General features: G+C 62.8%; 12 protein-coding genes. 6 read left to right on the top strand and 6 right to left on the bottom strand.

Annotated elements, in window-relative coordinates:
* Window positions 1-186: 186 nt before the first annotated feature.
* Window positions 187-645 carry a BA14K family protein gene (locus GR212_RS00495; RefSeq protein WP_163984509.1) on the top strand — a complete coding sequence of 153 codons (459 nt, stop codon included), beginning with the start codon at window positions 187-189 and terminating at the stop codon, window positions 643-645.
* A 72-nt stretch (window positions 646-717) separates the two neighbouring features.
* Here GR212_RS00495 and GR212_RS00490 read toward each other — a convergent pair whose 3' ends face one another.
* Window positions 718-1719: a CorA family divalent cation transporter gene (locus GR212_RS00490; RefSeq protein WP_163984508.1), complete on the bottom strand. Its 1002-nt coding sequence runs from the start codon at window positions 1717-1719 to the stop codon at window positions 718-720.
* Window positions 1720-2007: 288 nt separating this feature from the next.
* On the opposite strand from GR212_RS00490, the gene GR212_RS00485 reads away from it, so the two are divergent.
* Both GR212_RS00485 and GR212_RS00480 read left to right on the top strand, forming a co-directional pair.
* The gene (locus tag GR212_RS00485) at window positions 2008-3786 is read left to right on the top strand and encodes an acyl-CoA dehydrogenase (protein WP_163984507.1); all 1779 of its coding nucleotides are present in this window, start codon (window positions 2008-2010) and stop codon (window positions 3784-3786) included.
* 9 nt (window positions 3787-3795) lie between these two features.
* Window positions 3796-4548, top strand: a complete 753-nt coding sequence (locus GR212_RS00480) for a crotonase/enoyl-CoA hydratase family protein (protein WP_163984506.1) — start codon at window positions 3796-3798, stop codon at window positions 4546-4548.
* Window positions 4549-4616: 68 nt separating this feature from the next.
* Here the strand turns inward: GR212_RS00480 and GR212_RS00475 are convergent, their stop codons facing one another.
* Together GR212_RS00475 and GR212_RS00470 are read right to left on the bottom strand one after the other, a co-directional pair.
* Window positions 4617-5867: a class I SAM-dependent RNA methyltransferase gene (locus GR212_RS00475; RefSeq protein WP_163984505.1), complete on the bottom strand. Its 1251-nt coding sequence runs from the start codon at window positions 5865-5867 to the stop codon at window positions 4617-4619.
* Window positions 5864-6604 (bottom strand): TlyA family RNA methyltransferase, encoded by a 741-nt coding sequence (locus GR212_RS00470; RefSeq protein WP_163984504.1) that lies wholly within the window; start codon window positions 6602-6604, stop codon window positions 5864-5866. The genes GR212_RS00475 and GR212_RS00470 overlap by 4 nt, the downstream gene beginning before the upstream one ends.
* A 112-nt stretch (window positions 6605-6716) precedes the next feature.
* On the opposite strand from GR212_RS00470, the gene GR212_RS00465 reads away from it, so the two are divergent.
* The 3 genes from GR212_RS00465 to GR212_RS00455 all read left to right on the top strand — a co-directional run bounded on the left by GR212_RS00465 (window position 6717) and on the right by GR212_RS00455 (window position 11282).
* Complete coding sequence (locus tag GR212_RS00465; RefSeq protein WP_163984503.1) at window positions 6717-7724, top strand: DUF4424 domain-containing protein; 1008 nt, start codon at window positions 6717-6719, stop codon at window positions 7722-7724.
* 226 nt (window positions 7725-7950) lie between these two features.
* Window positions 7951-9897, top strand: a complete 1947-nt coding sequence (locus tag GR212_RS00460; protein ID WP_163984502.1) for a methyl-accepting chemotaxis protein — start codon at window positions 7951-7953, stop codon at window positions 9895-9897.
* Window positions 9898-10244: 347 nt separating this feature from the next.
* Complete coding sequence (locus GR212_RS00455; RefSeq protein ID WP_163984501.1) at window positions 10245-11282, top strand: sensor domain-containing diguanylate cyclase; 1038 nt, start codon at window positions 10245-10247, stop codon at window positions 11280-11282.
* Between the two features lie 38 nt (window positions 11283-11320).
* Here the strand turns inward: GR212_RS00455 and dxs are convergent, their stop codons facing one another.
* The 3 genes from dxs to GR212_RS00440 form a co-directional block, all read right to left on the bottom strand.
* Window positions 11321-13237 carry a 1-deoxy-D-xylulose-5-phosphate synthase gene (dxs, locus tag GR212_RS00450; protein ID WP_163984500.1) on the bottom strand — a complete coding sequence of 639 codons (1917 nt, stop codon included), beginning with the start codon at window positions 13235-13237 and terminating at the stop codon, window positions 11321-11323.
* A 125-nt stretch (window positions 13238-13362) separates the two neighbouring features.
* Window positions 13363-14286 (bottom strand): pirin family protein, encoded by a 924-nt coding sequence (locus tag GR212_RS00445; protein WP_163984499.1) that lies wholly within the window; start codon window positions 14284-14286, stop codon window positions 13363-13365.
* 70 nt (window positions 14287-14356) lie between these two features.
* A complete protein-coding gene (locus GR212_RS00440; protein WP_163984498.1) occupies window positions 14357-14608 on the bottom strand; it encodes an exodeoxyribonuclease VII small subunit in 252 nt (83 codons plus the stop codon).

The raw sequence follows: 14608 nt of genomic DNA, 5'->3' as shown, positions 1-14608 counted from the left end.
ATCGTGGAGCCCCGCATAACTCCTTAAATTGGTAGAGATTTGAGGAACTAAATAAAGTGCTGCCGCGTTTCTTGTCGTCTACTCCGATATGCGACGAAGCAGGCAGCGAAACCTCGCTCGGGAAGCATTCCCGATATGAAACGCTATGGGCTTGAACACAAGTCGAACCAGGGAATGGAGATGAAAATGCTTGGTTTCCGTGCGAAAATCGCGACCGTCGCCGTTACGGCGGCCGTCACTCTGACGAGCTTTGCGCCGTCTTTCGCCATGCAGATGCCCGCTGCCCCCGTCGTATCGGCGGACAAGGCCGCACCCGCCAACCTCGAACAGGTTCAATGGCGCCGCGACGGCTACTATCGCCGTGGCTGGTATGGCGGCTATCGCGGTTATTCGGGCTATCGACATGGCTATCGCTACCACGACGGCTACTGGTTCCCGCTGGCCGCCTTCGGCGCCGGCGCGCTCGTTGGCGGAGCGATTGCCAGCCAGCCGCGCTATTACGCTCCGGCACCCGCTCCAAGCGCCGGCATCAACCCGCGTCACGTCGAATGGTGCGAGGCACGTTATCGTTCCTACCGCTCCTACGACAACACGTTCCAGCCCAATTCGGGCCCGCGCCGTCAGTGCTATTCGCCCTATTTCTGAGGACGCTTCCGGACTCGTCAATGCAAAGCCGCCCGGTCTGCGCCGGGCGGCTTTTTCATGCCGTGCGCGGCCTCAGAGAATATTGACGCGCTTGAGAAGCCACCATGCCAGCAGCATGGATACGATGATGAAGCACACGGCATAGCCGGTGCCGCTCGACCCGCCCGAAAGGGGGAGGCTCGAAGTGTTCATGCCGAAGAAGCCCGTCACCAGCGTCGGCGGAAGCAGGAATGCGGTCATGATCGACAGAATGTAGAGATGGCGGTTGATCTCGGAGGAGAGCTTCGAACCGATTTCTTCGTGCAGCAGCCTGGCGCGCTCCTGCAGCGCATAGATATCGTGTTCGACCGCTTCCAGCCGGCCCGTCAGACGCCCGGCGACATCCTCGAAGCCGAGCGGCATTTCCTCGTCGTCCGAAGCGGCGGCATGGCGCATCAGCGACAGGACGGTCCGCAGGTGGCGGTGCAGCCGCACGATCGTCCTCCGGATGGGCGGAAGCTGCGTGCGCTCGTCGCGCGTGGTGTTCCCGTGGACGAAGTCCTCGATAAGATTCAGCTCTTCGCTGATCTCTATGACGACTGAGATCAGAGTGCGCTGGAACTCGACCACAAGCAGCTCGAAGATATCGAGCGGCCGGGAAAATCTGGTGGCGTTCTTCTCGATCAGCACGCGCGCCCGGTCCAGGCTGCGCAGCGGCTGCAGGCGGCTGGTGATGAGCATCCGGTCGGTCACTGCGAAGTGCAGCCAGCCGATATCGTGCGTATCCCGGGCGAAGTCCCGCTGAAAATCGACCAGGGTGCCGAAGAGCATCTGGTCGTCGACGGTGATCGTCGCGTGGGTCTCGTGCGTCGTCAGAGCGATGCGTGCGGCGTCGTTCAGTCCGGGCGCATCCTCCAGGAAGGCGGCAACACGAGCGTCCACGAGATTGAGATGCAGCCAGAGGAAACCCTCTTCTGCAAACAGCGTCGAACGATCGATGTCGTCAGGCAGGCGTTCCGGCTTGGTTGCTCCGGGAAGGAGCCGGTAGGCCCAGATGAAGCCTGGTATCGTGTGGGCTGACGTGAGCGTGTTCATGGCGGTATCGTTCGCATTGTCTGAACAGTTGCCTTAGTCTTCGTTCATGACGATTGTTTATGCAAGCCCACCCTCAAATGGAATAATTGATGCGCCGGGTAGCAATGCCACACGCGTGTAGCGCCTCCAGGGCGCAAATGTCGTGCCGGTTCGCGACAAGGTGGAAATGGTTACCAGGCTTTTGAAAAAAATTGACGCTTACGTAAAAATAAAAATAGCTGTAACAATACATCGCCGTTCGGCCCGGGTGAGGCGGGTCATTGGCAGCACCAATGCGGAGGAAGCAGCATGTACAAGGCGCCAGTCGAAGAAATCGCATTCACGCTGAAGCACGTCGCGGGCATGGGACGCGCCATGGATGAGGGCATCCTCGGCGATCTCAGCGCCGATGTCGTCGATGCCATCCTTTCGGAGGCGGGGCGGTTTGCCGGCGAGGAAATGGAACCGCTTGCCGAAATCGGCGACAAGCAGGGTGCAAGGCTGGTCGACGGCAAGGTGGTTCTTCCCGATGGCTGGGAGAAGCTCTATCGCGACTGGACTGCCGGCGGCTGGAACGGCTTGACCGCGCCGGAGGAATTCGGCGGGCAGGGCCTGCCGCATATGCTGAATATCGCGACGCTGGAAATGTGGAATTCCGCTTCCATGGCGTTCGGTCTGGCCCCGACACTGACCATGGGTGCCGTCGAGGCGCTGATTGCGCATGGCAGCGACGACCTCAAGACGAAATATCTGGCAAAGCTCGTCTCCGGCGAATGGTCCGGCACCATGAACCTGACCGAGCCGCATGCCGGCTCCGATGTCGGGGCGCTGCGTACGCGTGCCGAACGCCGCGACGACGGCACCTATCGCCTCTTCGGCCAGAAGATCTTCATCACCTGGGGCGATCATGAGGCAGCCGAAAACATCGTCCATTTCGTTCTCGCGCGCCTGCCGGATGCGCCTGCCGGCACGCGTGGCATTTCGCTGTTCCTCGTGCCGAAATTCCTCGTGAACGACGATGGCTCGCTCGGTGCGCGCAACGACTATTTCGCCCATTCGCTCGAACACAAGCTCGGCATCCACGGCTCGCCGACCTGCACGATGATCTATGGCGACGGCAAATACGGCACGGAAAAGGGCGCCGTCGCCTGGCTGGTCGGCGAAGAGAACAAGGGTCTCGCCTGCATGTTCACGATGATGAACAATGCGCGTCTGGCCGTCGGTATCCAGGGTGTGGCAATCGCCGAGGCCGCAACGCAAAAGGCCATTGCCTATGCCAGGGAACGCACGCAGGGCCGTGCGCCCGGCACGGCGGCGTCGGGTATGAGCCCGATCATAGAGCATCCCGATGTCGCGCGCATGCTGCTGACGATGAAAGCCCTGACGCAGGGCTCGCGCGCGATCTGCTATGCCTGCGCCGAGGCGATCGACATGTCGCATCGCGATCCGCGGAAAGGCCGCTACTGGCAGGAGCGCGCCGCGCTGCTGACGCCGATCGCCAAATCCTTTTCCACCGATGCCGGCGTCGATGTCGCCTCGCTCGGAATTCAGGTCCATGGCGGCATGGGTTTCATCGAGGAGACAGGTGCCGCGCGCCTGCTGAGGGACGCGCGCATCGCTCCGATCTATGAAGGCACCAACGGTATCCAGGCCATCGATCTGGTGACCCGCAAGCTCACCATCGCCAACGGCGATCATTTGCGTGGCTTCGTTGCCGAGCTGCGCGAGATCGCCGATGCCGTCGCCAAGTCCAATCTCGAAGGCTTCGGCGAGACGGCGTCACGGCTGCAGGCGGCCATTGCCGATCTGGAAAGGGCGAGCGAGTGGCTTCTGGCGAAGCAGGCGGAAGGCGCCGTCGCCCAGGCGCTGGCGGGTGCCACGCCTTATCAGCGGCTCTTCGGCTTGGTGCTGACGGGATCCTATCTGGCCAAGGGCGGCCTCGCCGATGCCGGCGATGGCGAAGGGGGCAAGCGCATTGCGCTCTGCCGTTTTGCCGCGGAGAACCTTCTGGCCGAAACCGCCGCCCTCTCCGACCGTGTCGTCGCGGGGGCCTCCAGTCTCGAAGCCGCACGTATCGCACTTGCTTGAGGAAAAGCCATGACCGATCACATCCTTGTCGAACGTCCCGAAAGCGCACCGCACATTCAGATCATCCGGTTCAATCGCCCGGACAAGAAGAATGCCATCACCCGCGGCATGTACCAATCGATGACCGCGGCGCTGAAGGCTGCAGACGATGCGCCGGATATCCGCGTCAATGTCTTCCTAGGGACCGAAGGCTGCTTTTCGGCTGGGAACGATCTCGCCGATTTCCTCGCCTTCGCCCAGGGCGGCAGCATGGGAACCGAAGTCGTGGATTTCCTCGTCGCGCTGGCGAGCGCAAGAAAGCCGGTCGTCTCAGGCGTGGATGGTCTGGCGATCGGCATCGGCACCACCCTTAACCTGCATTGCGATCTGACGGTCGCTTCCGATCGCAGCCTGTTCAAGACACCCTTCGTCGATCTGGCCCTCGTTCCCGAGGCAGGGTCGAGCCTTCTCGCCCCGCGCGTGATGGGCCACCAGCGCGCCTTCGCCCTGCTTGCCCTTGGTGAAGGTTTTTCCGCGGCGCAGGCGAAGGAGGCCGGTTTGATCTGGAAGGTGACCACACCGGACGCAGTTGAAGCCGAAACGCTCTCTCTGGCCGCCAAGCTCGCCGCAAAGCCCCCTGAAGCGCTTGCGATTGCGCGCAACCTCATGCGCGGCGCGCCGGATGCCGTGCTCGGCCGCATCAGGGAAGAGGCCGAGCAGTTTGCGGCACGGTTGAAAAGCGCCGAAGCCCGCGCCGCCTTCGAAGCCTTCATGAAACGATGAACACCAATCCGCCCTCGTGGTGAGGTGCGAAGCCCGAAGGGCGTAGCCTCGAACCACGAGGGTCGGCCTTATTTTTCCAGTGCCGCGACCACCTCGACATGCGAGGTCCACAGGAACTGGTCGATCGGCGTTACCCGCGTAATGCGGTAGCCGCCTTCGACCAGCAATGCGAGATCGCGGGCGAGCGTCAGCGGATTGCAGGAAACGGCGACGATCTTCTTGACCTGGGAGCGGGCCAGCTCCTTGCTCTGGAACTCGGCGCCGGCACGCGGGGGGTCGAAGACGACGGCGTCATAGACCTTCAGCTCCTGCATCATCAGCGGCCGGCGGAACAGATCGCGGCGTTCGACGGTGACGGGCTTCAGCCCTTGCGTGTTCCGGGCTGCCTGATCGAGCGCGGCCAGCGGCTTGTCTTCCCCTTCCACCGCATGCACCCGCCCGATCCGCGCCAGGCGAAGCGAAAAGGTGCCGCTGCCGGCAAAAAGATCGGCAATGCGCTTCGCCTTGCCGACATGGGCCGTCACCAGTTCGACCATGGCGTCCTCGGCCTGCCGGGTCGCCTGTGTGAAGGCGCCGGGCGGCGGCAAGACCGGCACGCCCCCGAAGTCGATCATCGGTTTTGTCGGCTCCACGAGAATTTCGCCGTTCAGCGACAGGCGGGCGATGCCGCGAAGCGACAGCACGGTTTCGATCGTGCTGCGGCGCTGCTTGTCGGAGAGCGACTTGATGCCGTCGACGGCGAGATCGAGGCCGGTTTGCGTCTCCAGCACCGAAATGCGAAACGCTTCCGCATTGACGGCGAGCGCCGCCGCGATCGTCTTGATCGCCGGCAAACGGGCCATGATGCCGGCCGAGGCGATGGGACATTCCTCGATGGCGACGATGTGGTGGCTTTCGGCCTGGTTGAAGCCGATAAGCATCTCTTTTTCGGTTTTCCGCGCGGCGAAGACGACCTTGCGGCGCTCGCCCGGATGGGCGGCAACGATATCGTCCACCTCGGGCGTCAAACCCTTGGAGCGTAGTGCATCGACGACGAGCTGGCGCTTGAAGGCGCGATAGGGCGCATCGGCATAGTGCTGCAGCGTGCAGCCGCCGCAGGTGCCGTTGACGCCGTGCGGGCCGAAGTGCCGACAGTGCGGCTCCTGCCGATCCGGCGAGGCCGATGCGATCGACATCAGCGTGCCCTGGCTTTTCACCCGCGCGATGGCGACGCTTTCGCCCGGCAGCGTGAAGGGCACGTAGATCGGCCCGTCCGCGCCCTGCGCGATGCCGTCGCCCTGGGCGCCGAGCTTCTGGATAGTCACGGTTTCAGTGCTCATGGCTTGATCCCTGCGAGAAGAAATTCCTGGTTGCCGTCGCCGCCCGTTATCGGCGAGGCGATGAGGCCGAGGCTTTGCCAGCCCATGTCTTCGCTGAACCAGCGCTCCAGTTCGGCCGCAACCGCCGGAGCGGAAGAGGGGTCCTTCAAAAGGCCGGCCTTGCCGATCGCATCGCGACCGGCCTCGAATTGCGGCTTCACCAGCAAGGCGGCCCGCGCGCCGGGTTCGGCCAGCGCAAGGGCCGGCGCCAGAGCCAGCTTCAGCGAAATGAAGGAGACATCGGAAACGACGAAGGAGAAAGGCCCGCCGATATCCGCCGCGGTCAGGTTGCGCGCGTTCAGACCCTCGATATTGCTCACGCGCGGATCGGCCGATATGCGCGGATGCATCTGACCGTGACCGACGTCGATCGCCGTGACATGGGCGGCGCCACGCTGCAGCAGCACCTCGGTAAAGCCGCCCGTCGATGCGCCGACATCGAGACAGTGCTGTCCTTGCGGATCGAGACCGAAATGGTCGAGCGCCGCCACCAGCTTCAACGCCGCGCGCGAGACGTAATCCTGCGCCGGATCGTCGATGCTGATCTTTGCATCTTCGGTAAACACCGCGCCCGCCTTGGTCACGATCTTGCCGTCCACCGTCACGGTGCCGCGCTGGATCGCATCGCGCGCACGAGATCGGCTGGCGAAGAGCGAGAGGGTGACGAGAAGTTGGTCGAGGCGTTGCGGTTCGGACATGGGCTGTCCATGCAGGGCAATGGAATATGTTGCAAGCCTTTTATGCTGATATCGGCGTTGACGGCGGATTGCGGCCGGCCATAATCGCTGAAATCAACGTGCGAGGGGTATCATGCGGAAGATCGGCGGCTTTGCGGCGTTAATGGCGATGTTCGCTGCACCGGCCCTTGCGAACGACACCATGGCCGAGCTGAGAACCGGCGGCCTCGCCTATGTCCGCACTGGCGATATCAGCATGGCCGAGGAAAAGCTCTTCGTTTCGCAGGCCGAAGTGCGCGTCGACTACGTCTTCGAAAACACCGCCGACAGGGATGTCGAAAGCGTCGTCGCCTTCCCGATGCCCGATATCAAGGGCGATATAGACAGCACGGTCGATGCCGGAAACGTCGATTCCGACAATTTCCTCGGTTTCACCGTGACGCAGGACGGCAAGGCCATCACCCCGACCCTTCAGCAGCGCGTGTCGGTGGCGGGCGTCGATATGACGGACGAGCTGAAGGCGCACGGCATTCCCTTGCTGCCGCTGAGCAAGGCGGCGATGGATGCCGTCGCCACGCTGCCCCTCGATGTGCTCGAGGACTGGACGGCTCGCGGCCTGATCGCCGACGACGAATATGACAATGATGGTCAGGGCATGAAGCATCACCCCACGCCGATGTGGACGCTGCACACTACTTATTGGTGGCGCACCAAGTTCCCCGCCAAGGCGAAGATTGCCGTCGAGCATCGCTACAAGCCGAGCGTCGGCGGCACCGTGGCCATCACCTTCGCCGGCGAGGAAGACTATCAGAAGCAGCAGCTGCAGGCCTATCGCAGCAAGTATTGCCTCGATGAAGCCTTCCTGAAGACGGCGACCAAGCTTGCGGCCGTGGCCGACAAGGGCGGCCGCAGCTACACCGAGAGCTGGATCTCCTATGTGCTGACGACAGGCGCCAACTGGTCCGGCCCGATCAAGCATTTCGAGCTGACGGTCGATAAGGGCAGCCCTGAGAATTACATCAGCTTCTGCGGTAGCGATGTGAAGAAGACGGGTTCGACCACCTTCCAGATGACGGCGCAGGATTTCTATCCCGAACACGACCTGGACATCCTGATTCTCTCCGCAGCGCCGGTGAACTAGGACGCGTTTAAATCCGATCGCGTAAAATTAAATAATTTTAAAGCCACAGCCTCTACTTGTACCCGGGATTGCGATGGTCTGTTTCGAGATCGTCGCCTGCCATGAAGGCTTCGCGTTTCCGCGTCCCAATCATGCCCTCCCTGAATATTTCGAGCGTCGGCCGCGGTCCCTCCCAAGCGCGGGCCGATCATGCTCGCCAGGACCGGCGCTCAGGAGGCGCTCGCTCATGTTTGCGAAAAAACTCTCGTTGAATGGCAAGCTTGCCATCACGTTTACGGCGCTGATCGCCATTTTCGCCTGTGTTTCCGCATTCGTCTATTCCAAGGAAGAAGTCTCCGCCGGTGCTGCTGCGGAGCAGACCAGGTCGCAGCAGCTCGTCAGCCTGATCGACGACTCGCTGCAGGCGATGCTGGAGCAGGCCGTCAATCTGCGCGGCTTCCTGCTTCTGCGCAGCGACAGCACCTATGGCGATATCTTCAACAATCGCGAACGGATGCTGAAGAGCATCGCCGCGGCCAAGCAGGCTGCCGCCGATTCTCCGGATCTGCTGCAAGCCATCGACAACATGCAGAAGGCCGCCGATCTTTATTTCCACCAGCTTGCAGAGCCGCAGGTCAAGGCCCGCAAGGAAACCGAAATGCCGCTCGACCAGATCGTCAAGATCGGCCAGAACGAAACCAAGGGTCAGCTCGACGGCTTCCGCGAAGCTGCAGCCAAGATCAAGCAGGCCGCCCGCGCCAAGGCCGGCGATCTGGCTGCGCTTCAGGATGACGCCAATGGCGATCTTCGCCTGACCCTCATCGTGGGCGGCGTCTTTGCCTCGTTCGCCGCCGCCGTGCTCGCCTGGCTGCTGTCGCGCCTCATCGTGCGCCCGATCGTCGGCATGACCGTGGCCATGGGCCGTCTGGCGAATGGCGAGCATGACGTCGAGGTCCCGGCTGTCGGTCGCGGTGATGAAGTCGGCCGCATGGCCGATGCCGTGCTGGTCTTCAAGCAGGCGGGCATCGAGAAGCTCCGCCTCGCCGGCGAGACCGACCGTATGCGCGACGATGCCGAACGCCAGCGCCGGATGAACGACGAACGGAAGGCGCGCGAGGAGGACGAAATCCGCTTTGCCATGGAAACGCTTGCAGGCGGCCTCTCGGCTCTGTCGTCAGGCAATGTCGCCACCCGCCTGCACAACGCCTTTGCTCCGCAGTTCGACGGGGTTCGCACCGACTTCAACCATGCTGTCGAAAAGCTGGAAGCGGCCTTGCAGTCCGTTGGCTCCAATGCGCGCGCCATCAACGCCGGTGCCGACGAAATCCGTTCGGCCGCCGACGATCTGGCGCATCGCACCGAGCAGCAGGCAGCCGCCGTCGAAGAGACTGCCGCGGCACTGGAGCAGGTGACGACCACGGTTCGCGATTCGGCTAAGCGTGCCGAGGATGTCGGTCATCTCGTCGAGCGCGCCCGCCTCGGCGCGGAGCGATCGGGCGAAGTGGTGCGCAAAGCCGTCTCCGCCATGCAGCAGATCGAAAAATCCTCGGGCGAGATCAGCAACATCATCAGCGTCATCGACGACATTGCCTTCCAGACCAATCTTCTGGCGTTGAACGCCGGTGTCGAGGCCGCCCGCGCTGGCGACGCCGGCAAGGGCTTTGCCGTCGTTGCCCAGGAAGTGCGCGAGTTGGCACAACGATCCGCCAATGCGGCCAAGGAGATCAAGTCGCTCATCACCACTTCGAGCGATCAGGTCCACACCGGCGTTTCGCTGGTCGGCGAAACCGGCAAGGCCTTGGAATTGATCGTTTCCGAAGTGCAGGAGATCAACCGCCACGTCGGCGCGATCGTCACCGCGACCCGCGAACAGTCGACCGGCCTGCAGGAGATCAATACCGCCGTCAACAACATGGATCAGGGCACGCAGAAGAATGCCGCCATGGTCGAGGAACAGACGGCGGCAAGCCATGCGCTTGCCCGCGAAGCTGCGGGGCTTAACGAGCTGCTTCAGCAATTCCGCCTCGGCAACACCGCTCAGGCGGCACCCGCTCGTCCGGTCGCGGCAACCGCGCGTTCGAAGCCTGCAGCATCGCCGGCTCGCGCTCTGGGGCGCACGGTCGCCAAGGCTTTCGCCGGCAAGGCGACGGCGGCGGCCGCCGTTGCCGCCCAGGATGATTGGGAAGAGTTCTGATCGTCCCGAGAGGCGCCCCGCGGCGATATCCCGCAAGGTCGCTCACTGCGAATCACCTTTCATGAACTTCGTCGGCCCGTCGCTTTGCGGCGGGCCGATTGCGTTTTTCACAGGCTGTTGCAAAGGTATGCCAGCCCGGCACCCGTCCTGTTTCGGGGCAGCCACGTCCTTGCCGGCAGCGCTCTTGCCCTGGGAAACGGGCGGTTTGGGCGATGAGCGCCCGTTTCCCAGGCGGCTGGATCATCCTTTGGTCAAGATTTATTCAATATTTGATCGACAGCAGGGTTGCCCTCAGCGGCAAGCCGCCATTTTTATAAATCGCAGGATGATCGCCGAGGGAGATTCGAATGGGACAGCTCGTCCGAGTTCCGGCCAATGAAACACAAAGACTTCTGGCTGTACGCTCCCTGAATGCGATTCACAGCAGTCCGACGCCGGAGCTCGCGACCCTCGCGGAACTGGCGAGAGGCGTATTTGAAATGCCCTATGCGGCGATCAACATCATCGATGAGGATTGGCAGCGCATTGCAGGGCAGGCGGGGCTGAAGATCGCCGAATGCTCTCGCGATATGTCGATCTGCACGCGTGTGGTTTTCGACGACGAGCTGCTGGTCATTCCCGATCTTGCCGAGGATCCGGAATTGCGGAGCTTTTCCTTCGTCATCGAGGATCCGCGTTTCCGCTTTTATGCCGGAGCGCCGGTGCGGCTGGAAAACGGCCTCCCTGTCGGAGCCTTCTGCATTCTCGATCAGAAGCCGAGACGGTTCTCGCCGGGTGAAGAGCAAAGCCTGAGGCACTTCGCGCAGATCGCAAGCGCGCTGCTGCGTCTGCAGAAATCGAACCTGCTGATGGGGATAGCCGAAAATGGCTTGCGCACGGCTGCCATGACCGATCCGCTGACCCGTTTCTTCAACAGGTCGGCGCTGGAGGGCGTCGTCGATGGCGCGCTGAGCGCGGCCGTTGCCGCTGGCCGCCATTTCGGCGTTCTCTATCTCGACATGGACGGCTTCAAGTCGATCAACGATCGCTTCGGCCACAACGTCGGCGACGAAGTCCTGTGCGAGGCGGCGGCCCGCATTCGCTCGGTCGTCCATGCCGACGATATCGTCGTTCGCATGGGAGGTGACGAGTTCGCGGTATTCGTGTCGGCGCCCCCGGACAGGAGCGCGCTTGTATCATTGTCCGAACGATTGCTGATCGCATTCAGGGCGCCGTTTGCAGTCGATGGCGTATCCATGTCTGCAAAATTGAGCATTGGCGTTGCACTCGCTCCGAAGGACGGCGCCACGCGCAAGCTGCTGCTGCAGAACGTCGATGCGGCGCTTTACCAGGCGAAAGCCGCCGGCCGCGATCGTGCCGCGGTCTTCAATGCGCTCGATGCTTGATGGCATCAGGCAGCCGCAGGGCCGCCTGATCTTTCATATCAGCCGGCAGCTTCGACGATGCGGCCATGGCCGAGCGCGCGGAACACCGTCTGCACGATGCCGGCACGGTCGAGGCCGGCCTTGGCGTTCATCGCCTCGGGCTTGGCCTGTTCCATCCAGATGTCGGGCATCACGAGCGAGCGGATCTTCAGGCCGCTGTCGAGCAGGCCTTCATTGGCAAGGAACTGCATGACCTGGCTGCCGAAGCCGCCGACCGAGCCTTCCTCTATGGTAATCAGAATCTCGTGGTGGGCGGCCAGCTGGCGGATAAGGTCGTGATCGAGCGGTTTGGCGAAGCGCGCATCCGCGACGGTCGTCGACAGGCCGGCGGCATCGAGATCCTCGGCTGCGGCAAGGCTGTCGGCCAGCCGCGTGCCGAAGGACAGCAACGCGACTTTCGTACCCTGCTTCATCACGCGGCCCTTGCCGATCTCGAGGATCTGGCCGCGCTCCGGCATTTCGATGCCGACGCCTTCTCCGCGCGGATAGCGGAAGGAGATCGGGCCGAGATCATAGGCGGCGGCGGTGCGCACCATATGCTTGAGTTCCGCCTCGTCGGCGGCCGCCATGACGACGAAGCCCGGCAGCGTCGCGAGGAAAGCCGTGTCGAAGGAGCCCGCATGGGTCGGGCCATCGGCACCGACGAAGCCGGCGCGGTCGATCGGGAAGCGGACCGGCAGGCCCTGGATCGCCACGTCATGCACCACCTGGTCGTAGGCACGCTGCAGGAAGGTGGAATAAAGCGCGGCGAAAGGCTTGTAGCCTTCGGCGGCAAGCCCGGCTGCGAAGGTCACGGCATGTTGCTCGGCAATGCCGACGTCGAAACAGCGCTTGGGGAAGAACTCCTGCAGCTTGTCCAGGCCGGTGCCGTTTGGCATGGCGGCGGTAATGCCGACGATCTTCTCGTCGAGCGTCGCCTCCTGCACCAGGGCATCGGCAAAGACGCTGGTATAGCTCGGCGCATTCGGCTTCACCTTGGTCTGTGCGCCGGTGATGACATCGAACTTGTTGACGCCGTGATATTTGTCGGCGGCCGCTTCGGCGGGGGGATAGCCCTTGCCCTTTTGCGTGACGACATGGATCAGCACCGGCCCCTGCGCATTGTCGCGGACATTGCGCAGCACCGGCAGCAGGTGCTCGAAGGAATGACCGTCGATCGGGCCGATATGGTAGAAGCCCATCTCCTCGAACATGGTGCCGCCGGTCACATAGCCCCGTGCGTGCTCGACAGCCCGCGTGATGGCGCGGTCGACCTTCTTGCCGAGATAGGCGGTCAGCTTCTTGCCGAAGTCGCGGAAGCCTATGTAGGTGCGGCCGGAAGCGAGCCGGGCAAGATAGGCGCTCATCGCCCCGGTCGGCGGGGCAATCGACATGTCGTTGTCGTTGAGGATGACGATCAGCCGCGCGTCGAGCGCGCCGGCATTGTTCAGGGCTTCATAGGCCATGCCCGCCGACATCGCGCCGTCGCCGATGACGGCGATCACCCGGCGGTCGGTCTGATCCAGCTCGGCGGCCACCGCCATGCCGAGGCCGGCGGAAATGGAGGTCGACGAATGCGCGGCACCGAAGGGATCGTATTCGCTTTCGGCCCGGCGCGTGAAGCCGGAAAGACCGTCTTCCTGGCGCAGCGTGCGAATGCGGTCGCGGCGCCCCGTCAGGATCTTGTGCGGATAACACTGATGCCCGACATCGAAGATCAGGCGATCGTTCGGCGTATCGAAGACGCTGTGGATGGCGATGGTCAGTTCGACGACGCCGAGGCCGGCGCCGAGATGTCCGCCGGTGCGCGACACCGCATCGATCATCTCGTCGCGGACTTCGCGGGCCAGCTGCGGCAATTCCCGGTCCTCCAGCTTTCGCAGGTCGGAAGGATATTGGACCCGGTCCAGCAGGGGCGTCTGTGGCATTTGTGTCAAGGCGGATGCCTCTTTCTTGCTATTCTTGGGCGGTTGCCCGCCTTTACGTCAAAACAGATTGCGATAAAAGACGCCGAATTCAAGGTGCTCCCGAACAAGAAACATGTGGGATTGTCATGAACCCGTTAGCCTTCCGGCAGGGGAATGAACTCTTCCTCGTCGCCCGGCACGATATCGAAGCGGCCGGTGCGCCATTCTTCCTTGGCCTTTTCGATGCGCTCCTTTGAGGACGAAACGAAATTCCACCAGATATAGCGCTTCGAATTGAGCGCTGCACCGCCAAAAAGCATGAGATGACAGCCTTTTTCGGCTGCTTCCAGCGTAATCGCATCGCCGGGACGGAAAACGAGAAGCTGATCCTGCTCGAAACGATCGCCCGCGACGACGAGCGAGCCCGAAAGGATGTAGACCGCACGCTCCTCATGCGCTGCCCCGAAAGGAAACGTTGCGCCCGGCTGAAGCTGCAGATCGACATAAAGCGTATCGGAGAAGGATTTTACAGGCGAGGTCAGTCCCTCGAAACTGCCGATCACCACGCGCCCGCTCACGCCGCCATCGGCGATGACAGGCAGTTCGCCCTTCTCCGTGTGGGCGAAGGAGGGGTCGATTTCCTCCTTTTCGTCGGGCAGCGCCAGCCATGTCTGCAGGCCGGACATGGCAAAGGGGTTGCTGCGCAGGTTCTCCGGCGTGCGCTCGGAATGAACGATGCCGCGCCCGGCCGTCATCAGGTTGACGTCGCCGGGGCGGATCACCTTGGCCGTGCCGAGGCTGTCGAGATGGCGGATCTCGCCGTCGAACAGGTAGGTGACGGTGGAAAGGCCGATATGCGGATGGGGGCGAACATCGAGCGCTTCGCCTGGCCGCAGGATCGCCGGTCCCATGCGGTCGAAGAAGATGAACGGCCCCACCAGCCGCCGCCGGCTGCTTGGAAGCGCGCGCCGCACGGAGAAGCCGCCGAGGTCGCTGGTGCGCGGGATGATGAGGTTCTCGATCGCGTCGCAGGCGAAGGCATCACCGGCCTGAGGATCGTTGCCTGGGAAGAAGGACATGTCGGTTCTCCTTTCGGTTGAGACTCAACCTACCGGGAATGTCGGCCAAACTCAAACGTTCCCGTCGGCCTCAGGCGCCATCAAGCGGTTCGGTACCTTGCGGCTTGCCGGCGCGGTCGAGCCTGATCTTCTCGATGCGGTTTTCCGCCGCGGAAAGCAGCGTCTCGCAATGCTTCTTCAGTGCTTCGCCGCGCTCGTAGATGGTGATGGATTCATCCAGCGCCACGTCGCCCCGTTCGAGCCGGGCAACGATGCTTTCAAGCTCCGCCACGGCCTTCTCGAAGGAATAGCCCGATACATCCGCCTTGGCGCTCTCACTCAT

Source organism: Martinezella lusitana (assembly GCF_010668395.1).
In the GTDB taxonomy this organism is placed as follows: domain Bacteria; phylum Pseudomonadota; class Alphaproteobacteria; order Rhizobiales; family Rhizobiaceae; genus Rhizobium; species Rhizobium lusitanum_A.
The sequence above is the reverse complement of the archived record's forward strand: the minus strand, read 5'-3'. Positions and strand labels throughout refer to the sequence as shown.